This is a genomic window from Pseudomonas sp. DCA-1 (assembly GCF_046523955.1).
In the GTDB taxonomy this organism is placed as follows: Bacteria; Pseudomonadota; Gammaproteobacteria; order Pseudomonadales; family Pseudomonadaceae; genus Aquipseudomonas; species Aquipseudomonas putida_Y.
Genome location: NZ_CP169881.1, coordinates 3749567 through 3771527, shown reverse-complemented (window position 1 = coordinate 3771527; position 21961 = coordinate 3749567). Strand labels below are relative to the sequence as shown.

The following is a 21961-nucleotide window of genomic DNA, read 5'->3' as shown; positions in this document are numbered from 1 at the left end:
ACGACGGCCCGTGCCCAGCCACCGACAGGTGTCCACCACCGATCCGGTGTAGGAGCGGGTTTACCCGCGAAGGGACCGATTCAGGCAAACGCCGCCAGCAAATCCTGCGCAAATACATGGGCTGCCTCGCCAACCCCCTGTGCCCGGTGCCGGGCCAGGGTGAACGGCACCCCAAAATCAAGCTCAGGGTCCAGCGCCCATAACAGCCCCTCGGCCTCCCAGCCCTGTGCACAGTGGCATGGCAAGTAGCCAATATGCCGTCCCGACAGAATGAACGTCAGCACGCTTTCGATCTGCTCCGCCACTGCCGTACTGCGTCTGCTCTGGAACGGTTCGCCCCCTTTGAGAAAACGGTACGGATGGCGCACCTGGTCCATGTCCAGCAACCGCTCAAGCCCAACATCCGTTTCGCCGTACAGCACATGCCCCTTGCCGCAATACAGCCGCTGTCGCTCGGCGAACAAGGGCTGGTAATCAAAGGCCGCCTGGTTGCCGGAAAAGTAGCTGATGGCATAGTCCAGCCGCTGCTCCAGCAACAGCCGTTCCAGTTCCGCCGGCGGTGCACTGACTAGCTCCAGTTGCACCGATTCCTCTCGCCTGCGAAATGCCGCAATGGCCGCCGCCAGTTTCAGGCTCACCGCCTTGTCCTGATTTTCCGCCATGCCGATGCGCACAGTTCCCAGCAGCCGCCCGGCAACGCCGTTGGCCTGCTGGCGAAACTGCTCGATGTTCAGCAGTAGCCCACGCGCCGCGTCCAAAAGCAGTTCACCTTTTTCCGTCAGGCGAAAACCACCTTTGCCGCGGCTGCACAGGCGGTAACCCAAGCGTGCCTCCAGTTGGGCCATGCGCTGGCTGATGGTGGGCTGGCTCAGGCCCAGCACGCCTTGAGCGGCGCTGAAGCCACCTGCCTCGACTACAGTGACGAACAGCCGCAGCAAGTGCAGGTCGGGATCATGGACTTGTCCGAGCATTACATTGCTCCTGATGAATGTCAGCTTTGCAAACTTGCCATTGGTGCAATGTAACCCGGCTGGCATGCTCGCGGCATCCACCCATTTACCGAGGTGTCCGCCATGCGTCGATCGTTGTGCCTTTTGTCTCTGGTTCTGGCCCTGCCGCTGCAGGCCGAAGAAAAGGTCGTCAACCTCTACAGCTGGGCCGATTACGTCGCCCCGCAAACCCTGCAACGCTTCGAACGGGAAACCGGCTACAAGGTGCGTTACGACACCTTTGACACCCCCGAGGTACTGGAAACCAAGCTGCTGACTGGTGGTAGCGGCTATGACGTGGTGGTGCCGTCATCCACCGTGCTGGCCCGGGCGCTCAAGGCCAATGCCCTGCAACCGCTGGACGCTCAGGCCATGCCTGGCTACGGCAACCTCGACAAGGACCTGCTGGGCAAACTGGCCGAGGTTGACCCCGGCAACCGCCATGCTGTGCCGTACACCTGGGGCACGCTGGGCCTGGGGGTAAATGTGGAGGCGGTACGCCAGCGCCTTGGTGATGTACCGCTGGATAGCCTCGACCTGTTGTTCAAGCCCGAGTACGCCACCCGCCTGAAGGGTTGCGGCATCGCCATACCTGACTCGCCCCAGGAGGTGATCGGCGTAGCCCTGAACTACCTGGGCAAGGACCCTTACAGCCAGAACAAGGGTGACCTGGCTGCCGCGCAGAACCTGCTCAGCCAGTTGCAGCCGTCGATCAGCTACGTCGCCAATGGCCGGCAGATCAACGACCTGGCCAATGGCAGCGTGTGCCTGGCGCTGACCTACAACGGCGATGCCGCGATGGCCGCCGACCAGGCCCGCCGTGCCGGCAAGCCGTTCGAGGTGATCTACCGCATCCCCCGCGAAGGCACGCTGGTATGGCAGGACAACCTGGTCATCCCCAAGGACGCCCCACACCCCGAGGCCGCCCGGGCGTTCATCGCCTTCATGCTCAAGCCTGAGTCGGTGGCAGCGCTGACCAACACGCTGTTCTTCGCCAACGCCAACCAGGCTGCCACACCGCTGGTGGACGAAGCGGTGCGCAACGACCCGGATATCTATCCGTCGGCCGAGGTGCGTCAGCGCCTGTATGCCGACCGCAGCATGGCCCTGGCCGACCTGCGCCAACGCAACCGTCTGTGGACCGCCTTCCGCAGCCGGCAGTAGCCCATGACAATCAAGGAGCCCGACCGTGGACCAAGCCGCAAGCAACGACCAGGCAATTACCCGCGATAGCCTGTATGGGACCGCCGCAGAAAGCACCTACGCCGGTGTTGTCAGTTTTTCCCGCCGCCGCTACAGCCGCGATTTGCGCGGTGTGGATGTGGTGGTCAGCGGTGTGCCATTCGACACGGCCACCAGTAACCGCCCCGGCGCGCGTTTCGGCCCGCGGGCGATTCGTGCGGCCTCGGTTCAGCAGGCCTGGGCCCGCCACTGGCCGTGGGCGTTCGACCCGTTCGACCACCTGGCGGTGATCGACTATGGTGACTGCCCCTTCGACAGCGGCACGCCGCAGTCGGTACCGGACAGCATCGAGGCCCATGCCGAGCATATTCTGCAGGCGGGGTGCGCCATGCTCACCCTCGGTGGCGACCACTTCATCAGCTACCCGCTGCTCAAGGCTCACGCCCGCCGCCATGGCCCGCTGGCGCTCATTCATTTCGATGCGCACAGTGACACCTGGCCAGACGAGGCGGGCAAGCGCATCGATCACGGCACCATGTTCTGGCATGCCGCCCGCGAAGGCCTGGTTGACCCGGCCCACTCGGTACAGATTGGCCTGCGCACGACCAATGACGACAGCCAGGGCTTTGCCATTCTCGACGCCAGGCAAGTGCACCGCCAGGGCACAGAGGCGGTGATTGCGGCGATTCGCCAGCGGGTGGGCGAGCGGCCGGTGTACCTGACCTTCGACATTGACTGCCTCGATCCGGCCTACGCACCCGGTACCGGAACGCCTGTGTGTGGCGGGCTGAGCACGGTGCAGGCGCTGGAGATTCTGGGTGGGCTGCGTGGCATCAACCTGGTAGGCATGGACTTGGTGGAAGTGGCGCCAGCCTATGACCATGCCGATATCACTGCTTTGGCCGGGGCAACCTTGGCCATGGAGATGCTGTGCCTGTATGCGGCGCGGCACAAGGTGGACAACGGCCAGTAGATTTTGCGGCCATTCGCGGGCAAGCCCGCTCCCACACGTGTCTCACAGGGCCAGAAATCTGTGGGTGACCGTGGGAGCGGGCGCGCCCGCGAATGGCTGCAAAGCAGCCCTCCGAGGCCCATACTGAAACATCAGGAATCATCTCCACCCGCATTCACACTTTTGCCGCGAACCCCTCGCGCCTTAGGCTATCAAACCCACCAGGCGCGGCATTTTCGTACAGGAGGTGAAGCATGACCCCGACATTGCCCATCCTGGCCCTCGGCCTGGCCTTGTGCCTGCCCGCGCACGCGGCGGCGCAGCAGCCCGTGCAACGTGCTGCCGGCAACAATAACCCTTACAACAGCCCGATCCAGCGGGTCAACCCGAACAGCCGTCAAGGCAGCATGCCGGCTGCGCCACCGGTACGTGGCCCGTCCACCGACCCGTACCAGCGCCCACCCACCCTGGACAACCGTGGCATCGGCAACGGCGACAACCTGCGCCGTCAGCAGCAAACCCCGAACCTGGAACCCACCCGGCCACCCCGTGACAACCCACGTGCGCCGTAAAACCACTTGAAAGGAATCCGGCATGCTTCGAGCACCCTGGCTGGCCACCCTGGCTGCTGCCGCGCTACTGCCCTTGTGGGCGCATGCGGCGGCCGAACAGCGATTTCCCAGCGAAGAAGGTACCTTGATCGTCAGCACGCTTGCCGATGGCCTACGCAACCCTTGGGCCCTGGCCTTCCTGCCCGGCGGCAAGGACATGCTGGTGACCGAGCGGGCGGGCAACCTGCGGCTGGTCAATGCCGAAGGCAAGGTTGGCCCGTCGATCAGTGGTGTACCCAAGGTCTGGGCCGAAGGCCAGGGTGGCTTGCTGGATGTGGCGCTGTCACCGGAGTTCGGCAAGGACCGCACCGTTTACCTGTCCTACGCCGAGGAGGGTAGTGACGGCAAGGCCGGTACTGCGGTCGGCCGCGGGCAGCTGTCCGAGGACCGCGCCCGGCTGGAGAATTTCACCGTGATTTTCCGCCAGCAGCCCAAGTTGTCGGTGGGTAACCACTTCGGCTCGCGGCTGGTGTTCGACCGCGACGGCTACCTGTTCATCGCCCTGGGCGAGAACAACCAACGCCCCACTGCTCAGGACCTGGACAAGTTGCAAGGCAAGGTCGTGCGTATTCTGCCGGACGGCGAAGTGCCCAAAGACAACCCCTTCGTCGGCAAGGGCAACGTGCGCCCGGAGATCTGGTCGTACGGCCACCGTAATCAGCAAGGCGCCGCCCTCAACCCCTGGACCGGCCAGCTGTGGACCCACGAGCACGGCCCGCGCGGTGGTGATGAAATCAACATCCCAAAGCCTGGCAAGAACTATGGCTGGCCGATGGCGACCCACGGCATCAACTATTCGCTGCTGCCAATTCCCGAGGCCAAGGGCAAGCATGTGGACGGCATGATCGACCCGCACCATGTCTGGGAAAAGTCACCGGGTATCAGCGGCATGGCGTTCTACGACAGCCCGAGGTTCAAGGCCTGGGACCACAATCTATTCATCGGTGCGTTGGCCACTCAGGAATTGATCCGCTTGCAACTGGACGGCGACAAGGTGGTGCACGAAGAGCGGTTGCTCGGTGACCTGAACGCGCGTATCCGTGATGTGCGGGTGGGGCCGGATGGTTACCTGTATGTCCTGACCGATGACAAGGACGGCGCGCTGCTCAAGGTAGGCCTGGCCGACTGACGCGCGCCTGCACCGAGGGTGACAGTCGGGTAGAATGCGGCCATGGCCATCGACCCCCAATCCCTCTACCAGCAAGCCCTGAGCACTCGGGGCTACGTTGCTGATCCCGCCCAGGCCCGCGTCGTCGAGGCCTTGCAAGGCTGCTTCCAGTCCCTCGAGCAGGGCCGCCCCACCCAGGGCCTCTACCTCTGGGGCCCGGTCGGGCGCGGCAAGACGTGGCTGATGGACCAGTTCCACCAGTGTCTGCGCATACCGAGCCGGCGCCAGCACTTCCACCACTTCATGGCCTGGGTGCATCAGCGCCTGTTTCAGCTCAACGGTACCGCCGACCCGCTGCTGGCCCTGGCGGCGGAGCTGGCGCGGCAAATCCGCGTGCTGTGCTTCGATGAACTGTTCGTCAACGACATCGGTGATGCGATCATCCTCGGCCGCCTGTTTCAGGTACTGTTCGATCAGGGCGTGGTGATTGTTGCCACTTCCAACCAGCCGCCCGAGCAGCTCTACCGCGATGGCTTCAACCGCGAGCGGTTCCTGCCGGCCATCGCCGCCATTGGTCGTCACATGCAGGTACTGCCGGTAGCGGGCGAGCAGGATCACCGCCTGCACCCCGGTGAAGCGCGGCAGCGCTATTGGGTAGCCGAGGCAGGGCAGGTCAGCCAGTTGGCCGAGGTGTTCCGCCAGCTCAGCCCCGAAGACGCCGGCACCGATCAGCCCTTGGTTATTGGCTCAAGGCACATTCACGTCGTGCGGCGTAGTGAGCAGGCTATCTGGTGTCGTTTCACCGATCTGTGCGATCAACCCCTGGCCGCCATGGAGTTCATGGCCTTGTGCGACCGTTTTCCCTCGATTCTGGTATCCGGCATTCCGGCGCTGGGCGGGGAACAGCGGGCGGGGCGTATTGCCCGTGGTACCGAAGATGGCGCGGCGAGGGTAGTGGCGGGCGACCGTGAACTGCCTGCGCTGTCGCCCAAGGACGATGCGGTTCGCCGCTTCATTGCCCTGGTCGACGAATGCTATGACCGCCGGGTGGCGTTGTACCTGGAGGCACAGGTGCCGCTCGATGCCCTCTACACTCAAGGGTATCTGGCGTTCCCGTATCAGCGCACCCTGAGCCGGCTACGGGAGATGCAACTGCAACGCTTCGCCTGAAAAGGAGCCGACCATGCAGCCGTTATCGCATCATCTGCTGACCCAGGCCTATAACAATGGCTGGGCCAACCACCGCCTGTACAAGGCCTGCCTGCAACTGACCCAGGACGAGTTCGTCGCCCCGCGTTGCAGCTTCTTCCCGTCGATCAAGGCCACCCTCAACCACTTGCTGACGGTGGATTGGTTTTACCTGCATATGCTGGAGTGCGAGCAGCGCGGCGAGCAGCCCGATACAGACGGCGAACGTTTTTTCGACCCGGAACAGCCGTTTGCCACCTGTACCGACCTGCATGCCGAGCAGGCCCAGGCTGACCACCGTTTGATCGCCTACTGCCGGGGGCTGAGTGATGGCGACCTAGGCCGCTATGTGAGCGTCGTGCGGCCTGATCGGGTGCAGCGCGAGCAGCGGCTGCGTTTGCTGGCGCATCTGTTCGAACATCAGGTGCATCACCGTGGGCAGGTGCACGCGATGCTCAGTGATACCGCGGTCAGGCCACCTCAGCTGGATGAGTTTTTCTGCGAGGAAGAGGCCGAATTGCGGGCGGGCGACTTTGCCGAGCTGGGCTGGACAGAAGCGCTGGTCTGGAACGTGTAGAGGAACCCTGTGGTAGCAGCGGGATTGCGCAAAGTTCCAAAGCCTGCGCGCTCCCACAGGGGACCAATCATTGGCTCACTTGCCCAGCCATTCGATCAGGGTGCGATTGAACCGCACCGGTTCCTCGATTTGTGGCGCATGCCCCATGCCTTCGAAGGTGATCAGCTCACCTTTGGGTATCAGCTTGGCCACCTGCGGCCCTAGCTCGGCATATTTGCCCAGCTTGGCCTTCACTTCCGACGGCGCGATATCGCTGCCGATGGCCGTGGTGTCCTTGTCGCCGATCAGCAGCAGGGTTGGCATCTGCAGGTGCTTGAACTCGTAGTACACCGGCTGGGTAAAGATCATGTCGTAGATCAGTGCCGAGTTCCACGCCACCGCTTCATGCCCGGGCCCTTTGTTCAGGCCCACCAGCATCTGCACCCAGCGTTCGTATTCAGGCTTCCAGCGCCCGACGTAATAGGTTTTGCGTTCATAGGCGCGTACGCCTCCGGCGTCCAGCTTGAGCTCGCGGGCATACCACTGGTCCACGGTGCGGTAGGGCACGCCCAGGGCTTTCCAGTCCTCCAGACCGATCGGGTTGACCATTGCCAGGCGTTCCACCTGCTGTGGGTACATCAGCGCATAGCGGGTGGCGAGCATGCCGCCGGTGGAGTGGCCGAGCACAATGGTTTGCTTTACACCCAGCTGTTCGAGCAGGGCATGGGTGTTGTCGGCCAGTTGCTGAAAGCTGTACTGGTAATGCGCCGGTTTGCTTGACGTACAGAAGCCGACCTGGTCGGGCGCGATGACCCGGTAGCCGGCCTTGCTCAAGGCGTCGATGGTGGTTTCCCAGGTGGCGGCGCAGAAGTTCTTGCCGTGCATCAGCACCACGTTGTGGCCGTTGGCCTCGCCCTGGGCGGGCACGTCCATGTAGCCCATCTGCAGGGCCTGGCCCTGGGACTTGAAGTCGAAATGCTTGAGGGGGTGCGGGTAGCTGAAGCCTTCGAGCTGGGGGCCGTAGGTAGGCGACTCGGCAGCGATGGCCGAACTGCCGGCAAGGCAGGCCAGGGCCAGGGCGGTTGCGCGCAGCATGGGGGCACTCCGTGTTGGGCCAGGTAGGAAGGGGCGACTGTAGCAGGCAGTGGACCACGCGAAACCTGAAAGGTGTTACCAGGCGTGAAACCAGCCCAGGGTAATCATCGCAAGCACTGCATAGCGGCCAGCCTTGGCCAGGGTCACCAGCAACAGGAAGCGCCAGAACGGCTCACGCATGATCCCGGCGATCAGCGTCAGCGGGTCGCCGATCACCGGCATCCAGCTGAGCAGCAGCGACCATTGCCCCCAGCGTTGGTAGCGCTGCTGCGCACGCGCCAGCTGGGCAGCGCTGAAAGGAAACCAGCGTTTGTCGCGCAGGTGCTCGATGGCCCGGCCCAGCAGCCAGTTGACCACCGAGCCGAGCACGTTGCCCAGGGTGGCTACCAGCAGCAGGATCGCCCATGCCTCGGGCTGGCGCAGCAACAGACCGACCAGCACGGCCTCTGATTGCAGCGGAAGCAGGGTGGCGGCACCAAAGGCGCTGAGAAACAGCGCCCCCAGGCTGAGCATCAGTAGTTGGCGACCACGGTGTCCTGGCCATCCTGGGTCACCCCGATGACCTGGTAGGCATCCTTGTGGTCGCCCATTTCCATGCCGGGCGAGCCCATGGGCATGCCTGGCACGGCCAGGCCCTTGAGGTCGTTGCGCTTGGCCAGCAGGCGCACCTGCTCGGCCGGCACGTGGCCTTCGACGAACTTGCCGTCGATCACCCCGGTGTGGCACGACGCCAGGCGCGGCGCCACGCCCAGGCGTTGCTTGACGGCGCTCATGTTTGGCTCGACGTGGTCGTTGACGGTAAAACCGTTGTCACGCAGGTGGCTGATCCAGGCCTTGCAGCAGCCGCAGTTGGGGTCGCGGTAGACGTCGATGGTCTCGGCGGCCTGGGCCAGGCCGGTGACGGCCAGCAGGCTCAGGGTCAGCAGGTGTTTGCGCAGCATGGTGAAGCACTCCTTTAAAAACGCAGGCGGATACCGGCGACCAGGCGGGTCTGGCCCAGGTCTTCGCCGTCTTCGCGGGCCTGGTTGGCACGCGAGCCGTGCAGGCGGTTGAAACTGAGCCCGACGTAGGGGGCGAAGCCGCGCGTGATCTCGTAGCGCAGGCGCAGGCCCACCTCGCTGTCGGCCAGCCCCGCGCCTTGTTCGCGCCCGGCATCGTTGCGCCCGTAGAGGTTGGCCTCCAGGGTCGGCTCCAGTATCCAGCGGTTGGTCAGCAGCATAGCGTAAGCGGCTTCCAGGCGCAGCGCGGTCTGTTGCCGCTCGCCTGCATAGGCGGTGGCTTGCAGCTCCAGGCCGTACAACGGTGTGCCCTGGATGCCGAAGGCGGCCCAGGTTTGGCCACTGGCAGGCTTGAAGTCCTGGCGTACACCGGCCACCAGTTCCCACCACGGGCTCACGGCATGGCCCCACAGCGCCTGCAGCTCGGCCTTGTGGGTATTGCCCTGTTCGCGTTCGCCTTCGGTGCGCAGCCACAAGCGGTCGATATCGCCGCCGACCCAGGCGGTGGCGTTCCAGTTCAGGGCGCTGCTGCTCTCGAAGTTCTGGTATTCGAGCTTGTCCACGATCACTGCCCAGTTCAGCGCCCGGTCATGCACTGGGTGCCCTGGCAATGGCGGGAAGGCGGCGCGGCGGTCGGCGTCGGTGATGACAGGCAGGGGTGTGCGAGGCTGGCTGAGGAAAGGCTGGCCATGGCCCATGCTTTCATGGTTCATGGGCATGGCCTGATGGCCCATCTGGCCGTGGTTCGCGTGTTCGAAACCCGCGGCCATCGCCCGTTCACTGGCGAGCAAGGTCAGTAGCGTCACGCCTGCCACGATGCTGCGGTTGCGGGTGTCATTCATCGACGCGTACCTCGCGGAGCATGCCGCTCTCCATGTGGTAGAGCAAGTGGCAGTGGTAGGCCCAGCGGCCCAGCGCGTCGGCGGTCACCCGGTAGGTGCGTCGGCTGCCGGGCGGGATGTCGACGGTGTGCTTGCGCACCAGGAACTGGCCATGCTCGTCTTCCAGGTCGCTCCACATGCCGTGCAGGTGGATGGGGTGGGTCATCATGGTGTCGTTGACCAGGGTGATACGCACGCGCTCACCGTAGGTCAGCCGCAGCGGTTCGGCGTCGCTGAACTTGATACCGTCGAACGACCAGGCGAAGCGCTCCATATGGCCGGTCAGGTGCAGCTCGATGTCACGCGATGGCGGGCGGCCGTCCGGGTCGGGGTAGGGGCTGCGCAGGTCGGCGTAGGTCAGCACGCGGCGACCATTGTCACGCAGGCCTATGCCAGGGTCGGCCAGGTTGGGACGCGGTGCCATGCTCTGCATGTCCACCAGCGGGTTGCCGGTTTCACTGACCGGGTGTTGCTGCATGGCCGACATGGCGGCGTGGCCCATGCCGGCCATGTTGCCGTGGTTCATGCCGGGCGGGTTACTGTGGTCCATGCCCGCCATGGCATCCATACCGCCGTGGCCCATGTCCTCCATGCTCAGCACTGGGCGTGGGTCGGGGGCAGGCACCGGTGCCTGCAGCCCGGCCGCACGGGCCAGGGTGCCGCGGGCGAAGCCGGTGCGGTCCATGCTTTGGGCGAACAGGGTGTAGGCGGGTTGGTCACCCACGGTCACCAGCACGTCGTAGGTCTCTGCCACGGCAATGCGCACTTCATCCACGCTCACCGGGGTCACCGGCAAGCCGTCGGCGGCGATCACCGTCAGCTTCAGCCCGGGGATGCGGAAGTCGAAATAGGTCATGGCTGAGGCGTTGATCAGCCGCAGGCGCACGGTTTCGCCTGGCTGGAACAGGCAGGTGAAGTTGCCTTGTGGTGGTTGGCCGTTGAGCAGGTAGGTGTAGGTGGCGGCGCTGATATCCGCGAGGTCGGTTGGGCTCATGCGCATGCGCGCCCAGGCCGTGCGTTCGGCGACGGTGGGGCTCCAGCCGTTTTCGGCCACGTCATCGATGAAGTCGCCAACCGTGCGCTTGTGGAAGTTGTACGCGTCGGACTGCTTCTTCAGCGTCGCCATCAGCTGCTCCGGCGCCTGGTCTGACCAGTCGCTGAACAGCAGCACATGATCGCGCTGGTAGCGGTGCGTTTCGGGCTCGCGTGGCTCGATCACGATCGCCCCGTATACCCCGGCTTGCTCCTGCAGCCCCGAATGGCTGTGGTACCAGTAGGTGCCGCTCTGGCGCAGGGTGAACTGGTACAGGTAGTCGCCGCCGGGCTCGATGCCAGCGAAGCTCAGGCCAGGCACGCCGTCCATGTTGGCCGGCAGGATGATGCCGTGCCAGTGGATCGAGGTGTCCTGCGCCAGTCGGTTGCGCACGCGCAAGGTCACGGTGTCACCTTCGCGCCAGCGCAGCAGTGGGCCGGGCAGGCTGTTGTTGACGGTCAGTGCGGTACGCGGCCGGCCTGTGATGTTGACCGGGGTCTGGCCAATGAACAGCTCGAAATGCTGGCCGGCCAGGTCTCGGCCTTCGGCGGCCTGGGCCAGCGGGCGCCACAGCCCCAAGCCCGCCAGCGTGCTGGCGGCGCCCAGGCCTTTGACAAACGTACGGCGGGAGGGGTTGCGCAACATGGCGTGGCCTCATGCAGAAGAGCCACGATGTTCGCTGCCGCCGGCTGTCAGGTAGCTGAGGTGCACATTACAGTGTTGTCAGCTTGCTGCTTCGTCGATGCGGAGGTCGCGCATCAGCAGGCCGTAGTCGAGGGCAACCTGTTCCGGAATCGGCAGGTACACCACATGGCCATCGCCCGGTGCGACCTCGATGGCGTGCTGCTGGCGGTTGTGCAGGCGGTGCAGGTCGAAGTGGTAGTTACCGCGCGGGGTCATCAGCTCCAGATGGTCGCCCACGGCGAAGCGGTTCTTCACCTTGACCTCGGCGAGGCCGTCGATACGCACGCCGGTCAGCTCGCCAACGAATTGCTGGCGTTCGGACACCGAGTTGCCCCGCTGGTAGTTCTGGTACTCGTCGTGCACGTGGCGGCGCAGGAAACCTTCGGTGTAACCGCGTTGTGCCAAGGATTCGAGGTTACCCATCAGGGCGCGGTCGAATGGCCGCCCGGCCACCGCGTCGTCGATCGCCTGGCGATACGACTGCACCGCACGGGCACAGTAGAAGTGCGATTTGGTGCGACCCTCGATCTTCAGCGAATGCACACCCATCAAGGCCAGGCGCTCGACGTGCTGGATGGCGCGCAGGTCCTTGGCGTTCATGATGTAGGTGCCGTGTTCATCCTCGAACGCCGGCATTTCAGTGCCGGGGCGGTTGCTTTCCTGCAGCAGGAACACCTGGTCGGTGGGGGCACCCAGGCCCAGGGTGGGCTGCACTTGGCGCACGATGTCACCGGTGGCGTTCTCGGTGGCTGGTGTGGCGTCGTATTTCCAGCGGCAGGCATTGGTGCAGGTGCCCTGGTTGGCGTCACGCTTGTTGAGGTAGCCCGACAGCAGGCAACGGCCGGAATAGGCCATGCACAGGGCGCCGTGCACGAACACTTCCAGTTCCATGCCCGGCACCTGCTGGCGGATTTCCTCGATTTCGTCCAGCGACAGCTCTCGCGACAGGATCACCCGGCTCAGGCCAAGTTGCTGCCAAAACTGCACGCTCGCCCAGTTGACGGTGTTGGCCTGCACCGACAGGTGCACCGGCATCTGCGGGAAGTGCTGGCGCACCAGCATGATCAGGCCGGGGTCGGACATGATCAGCGCGTCCGGCGCCATCTCGATCACGGGTGCCAGGTCTTTGAGGAAGGTCTTGAGCTTGGCATTGTGCGGGGCGATGTTGACCACCACGTAGAAGCGCTTGCCCAAGGCGTGCGCCTCCTCGATCCCCAGTGCCAGGTTGGCGTGATCGAACTCGTTGTTGCGCACCCGCAAGCTGTAACGCGGCTGGCCGGCGTAGACCGCATCGGCGCCGTAGGCAAACGCGTAGCGCATGGTCTTTAGAGTGCCGGCGGGGGCCAGCAGTTCGGGCTTGGCAGTAGGGTTCATGTGCGCACCGGGGCAAAAAGGCGGCGATGCTAGGGGCGATGGACAAGGTGCGTATTGATTTGCGTCAAGAGAGCGCGGCACTTTTGTCCAGGTGCGGTGCACTAATCACTCATAAGCCATGTGAGGAACTGCGATGAACGAAACCGCGCTACAGAACAAAGCCCTGGCAGTACTTTTGGCGCTGGTGACCATTGCCTTCTTCTGGATTCTCCTGCCGTATTACGGCGCAATCTTCTGGGCGGTGATCCTCGGTATCCTGTTCGCCCCGCTGCAGCGTCATTTGCTGATCCGCAGCGGGCGGCGGCGTAACCTTGCCGCGGTCACATCCACACTGGTGTGCCTGCTTGTGGCGATCCTGCCGGTAATCATCACCAGCGCCCTGCTGGTACAAGAAGGCGCCACGCTGTACCAGCGCATCGAAAGCGGGCAACTGGACATCGCCGGTTACGTCGAGCGCGGCAAGGACATGCTCCCGGCATTCGCCCAGCGTGGCCTGGACAACATGGGCATGGGTAACCTCGACGGGTTGCGTGACAAGATCACCAAGTGGGCAACCCAGGGTAGCCAGGTATTGGCCAGCCAGGCATTCAGCTTTGGCCAGGGCACATTCGAGTTCCTGATCAGTTTCGGCATCATGCTGTACCTGCTGTTCTTTTTCCTGCGTGATGGCCCGGAAGTCGCGCGCCGGGTGCGCATGGCCGTGCCGCTGCCCGAGCACCAGAAGCGTCGTTTGCAGTTGAAATTCAATCGTGTGGTGAGGGCGACGGTGAAGGGCAACGTGCTGGTGGCCATTACCCAAGGTGCATTGGGTGGCTTTATTTTCTGGGTGCTGGATATCCCGAGTGCATTGGTGTGGGCGGTGCTGATGGCGTTTCTGTCGCTGCTGCCGGCGGTGGGCGCGGGCATCATCTGGGCGCCGGTGGCGGCGTATTTCCTGCTGACCGGGGCGATACTGCCAGGGGTGGTGCTTACTGCATTCGGGGTGCTGGTGATCGGCCTGGTGGATAATGTGTTGCGGCCCATCCTGGTGGGCAAGGATACCCGCATGCCGGACTACCTGATCCTGGTGTCGACCCTTGGCGGGCTGGCGGTGTTCGGCCTCAACGGCTTTGTGATCGGCCCGTTGATCGCGGCGCTGTTCGTCTCCAGCTGGGCGATCTTTGCCGCGACCAAACCGCAGGTGCAATTGCCGCAATAGCGTTCAAACCTGAGGGTAGTCGGGTGTGGAGCGGCCCTGTTTCGCAAAAGGGCCGCTTCCACAGAGAAACCGCAGGGTCAGAAGGCTTGCGGCATCTCGCCCTTGGCCAGGCGCCGGTTGATGTCGGCAATCACTTCGGGCAGATCGTTGATGGTGTCGATCAGGTAGTGCGGGCGGGAGCCGGCAAACAGTGCATGGATACGCTGGCGCTCGCTTTCCAGTTTTTCGGCACTCAGCGCCCGGAAGCCTTCCCAGGTCAGGCCTAGGGCATTGCCCGAACAGACCAGTGCCACGGTCCACATGCCGGCACGGCGGCCTTCAAGAATGCCTGGCACGGTGTCGTCCACCTTCACGCAGGCCGCCACATCGTCAATCCCCAGCGCAATCACGTTGGCCAAGGCCTGGGCCGGCCATGGGCGGCCGTTCGGGGTTTCATCTGTGGCCACCACGTGGTCGGCCACATAGCCGTTCTGCGCCGCCAGTTCAACCACCTTGTCCATCACCACTTTCGGGTAGCCCGAGCACGAACCGATCTTCAGGCCGTCCTGGCGTAGACCGGTGAGGGTGTCCAGCGCACCGGGGATCAGAGCCGAGTGCACAGCGATCTTCTCGATCTGCAGCGGCATGAAGCGGTTGTAGATGGCGGTAACGTCATCATCGGTCGGGGTACGGCCGAACACCTTGCGGTAGCGCTCGGCAATTTCCGGTACGTCGCACAGGGTGCGGATATGGTCCCATTTGCCCATGCCCATCGGGCCTCGGGCTTCCTCGATGGACACCTGCACGTCGAACTCGGCAAAGGCCTCGACAAAGATCTGGGTGGGGGCGAATGAGCCGAAATCGACCACGGTACCAGCCCAGTCGAGGATGGCGGCTTGCAATTGGGTGGGGTTGTTGTAGTTCATGTGCGCAAATTCCTGAGTTCGGGTGGGCAAAGCGTCAGATGTCCAGCACTTCCATTTCCCGCAGCACGTCGGCCACAGCATTCACGGCGGCCTGCATGCCGTCCGCCCCGACCACACCGATACAGCCGACGCGGAAGGTTTCGACCTGAGTCAACTTGCCCGGGTAGAGAATGAAACCCTTGGCCTTGACCCGCTCGTAGAAGTCCTTGAACTGGTAGCGGGCATCGGTGGGGGCGTGGAAGGTGACGATGATCGGCGCCTGGATTTCGGCGGGCAGAAAACTGCGCAGGCCGATGGCTGCCATGCCGTCGAGCAGCGTCTTGCAGTTGTCTGCGTAGCGCTGGTGGCGGGCCGGAAGGCCACCTTCCTCGTTGTATTGCTGCAGCGCTTCATGCAGGGCCGCGACCACGTGGGTAGGCGGGGTGAAGCGCCATTGCCCGGTCTTGGCCATGTAGGCGTGCTGGTCGTGCAGGTCCATGGCCAGCGAGTGGGCATTGCCTTCGGCGGCCGCCAGGGCGTTCTTTTCGGCGAAGACGAAGCCCATGCCGGGTACGCCTTCCAGGCACTTGCCGGAGGCTGCGATCAGCGCTTCGAAGGGGATTTCGCGGGCATCGATCGGCAATGCTCCGAACGAGCTCATGGCATCGATGATCAGGCGCTTGCCATGGCGTTTGATCACCTGGGCGATCTCGGGGAGCGGGTTGAGAATGCCGGTGCTGGTTTCGCAGTGGATCAGCGCCACATGGGTGATGGCCGGGTCTTCGGCCAGCAGCCGGTCGACGTCGGCGGCGGTGGTCGGCTGGTCTTCGGCCGTTTCGAAGGTGCTGTAGGTGCGGCCCAGCACTTTGCAGATCTTTGCCAGGCGCTGGCCGTACGCGCCGTTGATCAGTACCAGAACCTTGCCATCGCGTGGCACCAAGGTGCCGATGGCCGCTTCCACGGCGAAGGTGCCGCTGCCTTGCAGGGGAACGCAGTGGTGGCTGCTGGCGCCGTCGATGATGGCCAGCAGTTGTTCGCAAACGCTGGCAGTCAGTTGGTTGAAGTCACGGTCCCAGGAGCCCCAGTCCACCAGCATGGCTTGGCGGGTGCGGATTGATGTGGTCAAGGGACCTGGGGTCAGCAGAATCGGGGCGTTGCTCATTCCGTTATTCCTCACAAGCGGTGGGCTGAAACTACGGGGCCTAGGTTGCAATTCGCGTTGTCATCAATCAAATTGTTTGTTGTTATCCCAGCTATAAGTCAGGCCGATAAATATGAACCTGTTCCAGCTACGCGCTTTCGACGCCGTGGCCCGTGAGGGCAGCTTTACCCGTGCTGCCGAGCGCCTGTTCATCAGCCAGCCGGCGGTGACCGGGCACGTCAAGGCCCTGGAAGAGCACTACCAGATCACCTTGCTGCGGCGTACCGCACGGCGCGTGGAACTGACCGAGGAGGGCACGCGCCTGGCGGCCATCACCCGCGCCATGTTCGGCCTGGCCGAAGAGGCGCAGGCCATGCTCGAGGCCAACCGCCAACTGCTGACCGGGCGCCTGGAGGTAGCCGCCGACGGCCCGCACCGGGTCATGCCGATGCTGGCGCTGTTGCGTGAGCGGTACCCTGGCGTCACCGTCAACTTGCGCCTGGGCAATGCACAGGAGACGTTGGCTGCGCTGCTTGGCGAGCATGCCGACGTGGCGGTGCTGACCGAAATCGAGCCGCGCAAGGGGCTGCATCTGCAAACGCTCTGTGAGTCGCGCCTGTGTGCGTTGTTACCTGTGGGGCATGCCTGGGCCACCGAGCGGGAGGACTTGCCGTTGGCCGCGCTGCACCAGCAGATCATGGTGCTGCGCGAACCCAGTTCCACCACCCGGCGCACCTTCGACAAGGCCTGCTTCAAGGCGGGCGTGCAACCGCGTGTATTGCTGGAACTGGACAGCCGGGAGGCGGTAACCGAGGCAGTGGCCTCGCAACTGGGGATTGGCGTTGTTTCTTCCACTGAAGTGGCCAATGATCCCCGTGTGGTGGCACGACCATTGGCCGGTGAGGGTCTTGTCAACCAACACGTGATCGGCTGCCTGGAGCGCCGTCGCGAACTGCGCCTGATTCAGGCGTTCCTGAGTCTGGCCGCGGGGCTATGATGGCTGTTTGCTGCGGGGCACCCTAGGCTCTGTATGAAAAGCCTTGATACTCGGTGATGCTGCGTTGAAAACAGCCTCGGAATGCTCATTTACAACCCGTAAACTCCGCTTCCTCGGCTGTTTTCGCCTTGCCTGACCTTCGTCTCAAGGCTTTTCATACAGACCCTAATATGGCCGGCAATCAGCCGACAGGACCGTCGATGAGCGACAAAGACACCATTTCCATGCAACTGGTGCGCGAAGCGCTGTTGCAGACCTGCCCTGCCGGTGAGCCTGACAGTGGCTTGCTGGCCAGGGCGGGTATTGCCGTTGAACAACTGCACCTGCCAGAGGCAAGGGTCAGTGCCGAATCCTATGCCCGCCTGTGGCGCTTGCTGGCCCGGCGCTGCAACGACGAGTTTTTCGCGATGGACCCGCGCGGTTTGTGCAGTGGCAGCCTGGCTTTCATGTGCCGTGCCAGCATGGGCCAACCGACCCTGGGCGCAGGCCTGGAAACCTCGCTGGCATTTCTGTCGCTGATGCTTCAAGACATGCAGCCCAGCCTGGTGCGCCAGGAAGGCCTGGCCGAAATTGTCATCAATGAGCCGCGTGACGAACCGCGCCGGGCGTTTACCTATTTCACGTTCTGGATGATCGTGCATGGCGTGGCTTGCTGGCTGGCCGGGCGGCGCATCCCGATTCTGAGCATCGATCTGCGTTGTGCCGAACCGCCTTTTTGCGACGACTACCGGGTCATGTTTTCGGAGAGCCTGCATTTTGAGCGTCCACGCACACGCATGATCATTGCTTCGCAATGCCTCGACTTGCCCCTGCGCCGCAGCGAGGAGGAACTGCAGCGTTTTCTGGCCGAAGCGCCGGGCAATATCCTGGTCAAGTACCGTGACCCGGCCAGCCTCGGGCGGCGTATCCGCACCGACCTGTTGCGCCTGGCCCCTGAGCAATGGCCCGATGCTGACAGCCTGGCCCGGCAGCTGTGCCTGTCGCCATCGACCCTGCGGCGGCGCCTGGCAGAAGAGGGGCAGAACTACCAGGGCCTGAAGGACAGCGTACGACGGGAGCTGGCGATCGCCTGGCTCAGCCAGGAAGACGTGGCCATGGGCGAGCTTGCCGAGCGTTTGGGGTTTGCCGACAGCAGCTCGTTCTATAAGGCATTTCGCAAGTGGTTCGGCTGCAACCCGGGGCATTATCGGGCATTGATCCAGGCGCGAGGGGCAGGGCACTGAAGGGCCATCGCTTGCGGCGGCAGGCATGACACGGCGTCCATGTCGAGCGCCTGGTCGGGCGCTCACCCAGTCCTACCTGCGGGCAGCCGAGCGCGCAGAGGGGTGATGAGCGGCGGCCAAACCAGTCATCCAGATTGACAGCTTTGGCCATTGCCGCCGCGCATGAGCGGCGCGAACATCGTCGGACCGATGCTTCAACTCCAAAAACAAGAAACCAGGAGTCCGATGATGCGCGATTACGCCGAGGCCGCTCGTGCGTTTGACCATGCCCAGGCCGCAGTGGCGGCATTGCATGGCAGCCTTGAGGCCCTTAATGCCTGTGTCGAATGTTGTGACCGGCATGCCGGTGACGGCAAGCTGGCGCTGATACATGAAGATCGCGATGGTAACAGCGCGCGCTATAGCTTCGATCAGCTTCAGGTGCAGGCTGCACGGTTCGCCAATGTGCTAAGGGCGCAGGGGGTGGGCGTTGGAGACCGGGTTGCCGGCTTGATGCCGCGCACCCCCGAACTGCTGGTGACCATCCTTGCTACCTGGCGCCTTGGGGCGGTTTATCAGCCCTTGTTCACGGCGTTCGGCCCCAAGGCCATCGAGCACCGGCTTGAGCAATCCCACGCCCGAGTGGTGGTCACCGATAGCCAGAACCGCGCCAAGCTGGACGAGGTGCACGCCTGCCCGACCATCATCACCGTCAAGGCCCGCAGTGGTGAACTGGACTTCCAGCAATGCCTGGAAAGCGCAGCGGATGTCTGCGAGCCGGTGATGCGCTCAGGCAACGATCCGTTCCTGCTGATGTTCACTTCTGGAACCACTGGCCCGGCAAAACCCCTGGAAGTGCCACTGCGCGCGATTGTCGCGTTTCAGGGCTACATGCGTGATGCCATCGAGCTGCTGCCTGAGGACAACTTCTGGAACCTGGCCGACCCGGGTTGGGCTTACGGTTTGTATTACGCCGTGACCGGTCCGTTGTCGCTGGGGCATGCCACCACGTTCTACGATGGCCCGTTCAGTGTCGAAAGCTGCGCCCGGGTGATCGACAAGCTGGGCATTACCAACCTGGCCGGCTCGCCCACTGCGTATCGCTTGCTGATTGCGGCGGGCAAAGATTTTTCGGCACCGATCAAGGGCCGCCTGCGAGTGGTCAGCAGTGCGGGCGAACCGCTTAACCCCGAGGTGATCCGCTGGTTCGCCGACGAGCTGGGCGTGACCATTCACGATCACTACGGCCAGACCGAACTGGGCATGGTGCTGTGCAACCACCATGGCCTGCAGCATCCGGTGCACCTGGGTTCTGCCGGCTATGCCATCCCCGGCCACCGCATCGTGGTGCTGGACGAGCAGGGCAACGAGCTGCCAGCCGGCCAGCCAGGCATCCTCGCCGTTGACCGTGAGCAGTCGCCGCTGTGCTGGTTCGGTGGTTACCACGGCCTGCCGACCAAAGCCTTCGTCGGCAAGTACTACCTCAGCGGCGACACTGTCGAGCTGAACCCGGATGGCAGCATCAGCTTCGTTGGCCGTAGCGACGACGTGATCACCACCTCCGGTTACCGGGTGGGTCCGTTCGATGTGGAAAGCGCGTTGATCGAGCACCCGGCGGTGATCGAGGCAGCGGTGATCGGCAAGCCAGACCCAGAGCGCACCGAACTGATCAAGGCGTTCGTGGTATTGGCCAGCGGCTACGCCGGCAGCGTCGAGCTGGAAGAAACCTTGCGCCAGCACGTGCGCCAGCGTCTCTACGCGCATGCCTACCCCAGGGAAATCGAATTCGTCAGCGAGCTGCCCAAGACCCCGAGCGGCAAGCTGCAACGCTTCATCCTGCGCAACCAGGAAGTCGCCAAACAACAAGCGCAACAGGCCACCCCTGTCAGCGTCTGAAAGGAAAGAACTCATGCACATCGCCAATAAACATTTCATCGTCAGCGGCGCCGCTTCCGGGCTGGGTGCCGCTACTGCACAGATGCTGGTCGAGGCTGGTGCCAAGGTCATGCTGGTCGACCTCAATGCCCCGGCTGTCGAAGCCAAGGCTCGCGAGCTGGGCGACAACGCCCGTTTCGCCGTGGCTGATATCAGTGACGAGCAGGCGGCCCAGTCGGCTGTCGATGCAGCTGTCAGCGCCTTTGGCAGCCTGCATGGGTTGGTCAATTGTGCTGGCATCGTCGGTGCCGAGAAGGTGCTGGGCAAGCAGGGCCCACATGGCCTGGCCAGCTTCGCCAAGGTCATCAACGTCAACCTGATCGGCAGCTTCAACCTGTTGCGTCTGGCTGCAGCGGCCATGGCCGAAGGGGCTGCCGATGAGAGCGGCGAGCGCGGGGTCATCATCAACACGGCCTCCATTGCCGCCTATGACGGCCAGATTGGTCAGGCCGCCTACGCCGCGTCCAAGGGTGCCATTGCCAGCCTGACCTTGCCGGCCGCGCGCGAACTGGCGCGCTTCGGCATCCGCGTGATGACCATCGCTCCGGGCATCTTTGAAACCCCCATGATGGCCGGCATGAGCGAAGAGGTACGTGCTTCTCTGGCTGCCGGTGTGCCATTCCCGCCCCGCTTGGGTCGCCCGCAGGAATACGCTGCGCTGGCCCGCCACATCATCGAGAACAGCATGCTCAACGGTGAGGTCATCCGCCTCGACGGTGCGCTGCGCATGGCTGCCAAGTAAGGAGAACGAACATGCCCCTCGCCAATGACCCCATCGTTATCGTCAGCGCCGTACGCACGCCCATGGGCGGGCTGCAGGGCGACCTCAAAAGCCTGACTGCGCCGCAACTGGGCAGCGCTGCCATCCGTGGTGCCGTGGAACGTGCCGGCATCGATGCCGCTTGTGTCGAGCAGGTACTGTTCGGCTGCGTGCTGCCAGCCGGCCAGGGCCAGGCGCCGGCACGCCAGGCCGCGCTGGGCGCGGGGCTGGACAAGCACACCACCTGCACCACCCTGAACAAAATGTGCGGCTCGGGGATGCAAGCTGCGATCATGGCCCATGACCTGCTGCTGGCCGGCACCGCAGACGTGGTAGTGGCGGGTGGCATGGAAAGCATGACCAACGCGCCGTACCTGCTGGACAAAGCCCGTGGTGGCTACCGCATGGGCCACGGCAAGATCATCGACCACATGTTCATGGACGGCCTCGAAGACGCCTACGACAAAGGCCGCCTGATGGGCACCTTTGCCGAGGACTGTGCCCAGGCCAATGCCTTCAGCCGCGAAGCCCAGGACCAGTTCGCCATCGCCTCGCTCACCCGAGCGCAGGACGCCATCAGCAGCGGCCGTTTTGCCGCCGAGATCGTGCCGGTGGAAGTCACCGAGGGCAAGGAAAAGCGTGTCATCAAGGATGACGAGCAGCCGCCCAAGGCGCGCCTGGACAAGATTGCGCAGCTCAAACCGGCGTTTCGTGAAGGCGGCACCGTGACGGCGGCCAACGCCAGTTCGATTTCCGACGGCGCTGCGGCGCTGGTACTGATGCGTCGCTCCGAGGCCGACAAACGTGGCCTCAAGCCATTGGCCGTCATCCACGGTCACGCCGCCTTTGCCGACACCCCGGCGTTGTTCCCGACCGCCCCGATCGGCGCGATCGACAAACTGATGAAACGCACCGGCTGGAACCTGGCCGAGGTCGACTTGTTCGAGATCAACGAGGCCTTCGCCGTGGTCACCCTGGCGGCCATGAAACACCTCGATCTGCCACACGACAAGGTCAATATTCACGGCGGCGCCTGCGCCCTCGGGCACCCGATCGGCGCTTCTGGCGCACGTATTCTGGTCACCCTGTTGTCGGCCTTGCGCCAGAACAATCTGCACCGGGGTGTGGCGGCCATCTGCATCGGCGGTGGCGAGGCCACGGCCATGGCTGTTGAATGCCTGTACTGAGGTGAA

General features: G+C 63.9%; 21 protein-coding genes. 12 read left to right on the top strand and 9 right to left on the bottom strand.

The window, feature by feature from the left end:
* Positions 1-80 precede the first annotated feature (80 nt).
* Entirely contained in the window at positions 81-971 is an 891-nt protein-coding gene (locus tag ACE4QZ_RS17795; RefSeq protein WP_021785369.1) for a LysR family transcriptional regulator, read from the bottom strand.
* Positions 972-1073: 102 nt separating this feature from the next.
* Between ACE4QZ_RS17795 and ACE4QZ_RS17790 the strand changes: the two genes are divergently transcribed.
* The 6 genes from ACE4QZ_RS17790 to ACE4QZ_RS17765 all read left to right on the top strand — a co-directional run bounded on the left by ACE4QZ_RS17790 (position 1074) and on the right by ACE4QZ_RS17765 (position 6607).
* Positions 1074-2153 carry an extracellular solute-binding protein gene (locus ACE4QZ_RS17790; protein ID WP_021785368.1) on the top strand — a complete coding sequence of 360 codons (1080 nt, stop codon included), beginning with the start codon at positions 1074-1076 and terminating at the stop codon, positions 2151-2153.
* A gap of 25 nt (positions 2154-2178) precedes the next feature.
* Positions 2179-3144 carry an agmatinase gene (gene speB / locus ACE4QZ_RS17785; RefSeq protein WP_021785367.1) on the top strand — a complete coding sequence of 322 codons (966 nt, stop codon included), beginning with the start codon at positions 2179-2181 and terminating at the stop codon, positions 3142-3144.
* 233 nt (positions 3145-3377) lie between these two features.
* Positions 3378-3695, top strand: a complete 318-nt coding sequence (locus tag ACE4QZ_RS17780) for a hypothetical protein (protein WP_021785366.1) — start codon at positions 3378-3380, stop codon at positions 3693-3695.
* A 22-nt stretch (positions 3696-3717) separates the two neighbouring features.
* Positions 3718-4863 carry a PQQ-dependent sugar dehydrogenase gene (locus tag ACE4QZ_RS17775; protein WP_021785365.1) on the top strand — a complete coding sequence of 382 codons (1146 nt, stop codon included), beginning with the start codon at positions 3718-3720 and terminating at the stop codon, positions 4861-4863.
* Between the two features lie 42 nt (positions 4864-4905).
* Positions 4906-6012 carry a cell division protein ZapE gene (gene zapE, locus ACE4QZ_RS17770; RefSeq protein ID WP_021785364.1) on the top strand — a complete coding sequence of 369 codons (1107 nt, stop codon included), beginning with the start codon at positions 4906-4908 and terminating at the stop codon, positions 6010-6012.
* Between the two features lie 13 nt (positions 6013-6025).
* Positions 6026-6607 (top strand): DinB family protein, encoded by a 582-nt coding sequence (locus ACE4QZ_RS17765; protein WP_021785363.1) that lies wholly within the window; start codon positions 6026-6028, stop codon positions 6605-6607.
* A 75-nt stretch (positions 6608-6682) separates the two neighbouring features.
* Here the strand turns inward: ACE4QZ_RS17765 and ACE4QZ_RS17760 are convergent, their stop codons facing one another.
* From ACE4QZ_RS17760 to yegQ, 6 genes are all read right to left on the bottom strand, one after another.
* On the bottom strand, positions 6683-7681 hold the full coding sequence (locus ACE4QZ_RS17760) for an alpha/beta fold hydrolase (RefSeq protein WP_021785362.1): 999 nt from the start codon (positions 7679-7681) through the stop codon (positions 6683-6685).
* 75 nt (positions 7682-7756) lie between these two features.
* The gene (locus tag ACE4QZ_RS17755) at positions 7757-8194 is read right to left on the bottom strand and encodes a YqaA family protein (RefSeq protein WP_003248912.1); all 438 of its coding nucleotides are present in this window, start codon (positions 8192-8194) and stop codon (positions 7757-7759) included.
* Positions 8194-8622 carry a DUF411 domain-containing protein gene (locus ACE4QZ_RS17750; protein WP_003248913.1) on the bottom strand — a complete coding sequence of 143 codons (429 nt, stop codon included), beginning with the start codon at positions 8620-8622 and terminating at the stop codon, positions 8194-8196. The genes ACE4QZ_RS17755 and ACE4QZ_RS17750 overlap by 1 nt, the downstream gene beginning before the upstream one ends.
* A gap of 14 nt (positions 8623-8636) precedes the next feature.
* Complete coding sequence (locus ACE4QZ_RS17745) at positions 8637-9521, bottom strand: copper resistance protein B (RefSeq protein WP_021785361.1); 885 nt, start codon at positions 9519-9521, stop codon at positions 8637-8639.
* A complete protein-coding gene (locus tag ACE4QZ_RS17740) occupies positions 9514-11235 on the bottom strand; it encodes a copper resistance system multicopper oxidase (protein ID WP_373604730.1) in 1722 nt (573 codons plus the stop codon). Before ACE4QZ_RS17740 ends, ACE4QZ_RS17745 begins: the two co-directional genes overlap by 8 nt.
* A gap of 81 nt (positions 11236-11316) precedes the next feature.
* Positions 11317-12651 (bottom strand): tRNA 5-hydroxyuridine modification protein YegQ, encoded by a 1335-nt coding sequence (gene yegQ / locus ACE4QZ_RS17735; RefSeq protein ID WP_021785359.1) that lies wholly within the window; start codon positions 12649-12651, stop codon positions 11317-11319.
* Positions 12652-12784: 133 nt separating this feature from the next.
* Between yegQ and ACE4QZ_RS17730 the strand changes: the two genes are divergently transcribed.
* Positions 12785-13849 carry an AI-2E family transporter gene (locus tag ACE4QZ_RS17730; protein ID WP_021785358.1) on the top strand — a complete coding sequence of 355 codons (1065 nt, stop codon included), beginning with the start codon at positions 12785-12787 and terminating at the stop codon, positions 13847-13849.
* Positions 13850-13926: 77 nt separating this feature from the next.
* Here ACE4QZ_RS17730 and phnX read toward each other — a convergent pair whose 3' ends face one another.
* Positions 13927-14754 (bottom strand): phosphonoacetaldehyde hydrolase, encoded by an 828-nt coding sequence (phnX, locus tag ACE4QZ_RS17725; RefSeq protein ID WP_003250077.1) that lies wholly within the window; start codon positions 14752-14754, stop codon positions 13927-13929.
* A gap of 34 nt (positions 14755-14788) precedes the next feature.
* Complete coding sequence (locus ACE4QZ_RS17720; protein ID WP_014591727.1) at positions 14789-15895, bottom strand: 2-aminoethylphosphonate--pyruvate transaminase; 1107 nt, start codon at positions 15893-15895, stop codon at positions 14789-14791.
* A gap of 112 nt (positions 15896-16007) precedes the next feature.
* On the opposite strand from ACE4QZ_RS17720, the gene ACE4QZ_RS17715 reads away from it, so the two are divergent.
* The 5 genes from ACE4QZ_RS17715 to ACE4QZ_RS17695 all read left to right on the top strand — a co-directional run bounded on the left by ACE4QZ_RS17715 (position 16008) and on the right by ACE4QZ_RS17695 (position 21955).
* Complete coding sequence (locus ACE4QZ_RS17715; RefSeq protein WP_021785357.1) at positions 16008-16871, top strand: LysR substrate-binding domain-containing protein; 864 nt, start codon at positions 16008-16010, stop codon at positions 16869-16871.
* A 200-nt stretch (positions 16872-17071) separates the two neighbouring features.
* Positions 17072-18094 carry an AraC family transcriptional regulator gene (locus ACE4QZ_RS17710; RefSeq protein WP_021785356.1) on the top strand — a complete coding sequence of 341 codons (1023 nt, stop codon included), beginning with the start codon at positions 17072-17074 and terminating at the stop codon, positions 18092-18094.
* 228 nt (positions 18095-18322) lie between these two features.
* Positions 18323-19969 carry an acyl-CoA synthetase gene (locus ACE4QZ_RS17705; protein WP_021785355.1) on the top strand — a complete coding sequence of 549 codons (1647 nt, stop codon included), beginning with the start codon at positions 18323-18325 and terminating at the stop codon, positions 19967-19969.
* A 13-nt stretch (positions 19970-19982) separates the two neighbouring features.
* Positions 19983-20750, top strand: a complete 768-nt coding sequence (locus tag ACE4QZ_RS17700) for an SDR family NAD(P)-dependent oxidoreductase (protein WP_021785354.1) — start codon at positions 19983-19985, stop codon at positions 20748-20750.
* Between the two features lie 11 nt (positions 20751-20761).
* Positions 20762-21955, top strand: a complete 1194-nt coding sequence (locus ACE4QZ_RS17695; protein ID WP_021785353.1) for an acetyl-CoA C-acyltransferase — start codon at positions 20762-20764, stop codon at positions 21953-21955.
* Positions 21956-21961 lie beyond the last annotated feature (6 nt).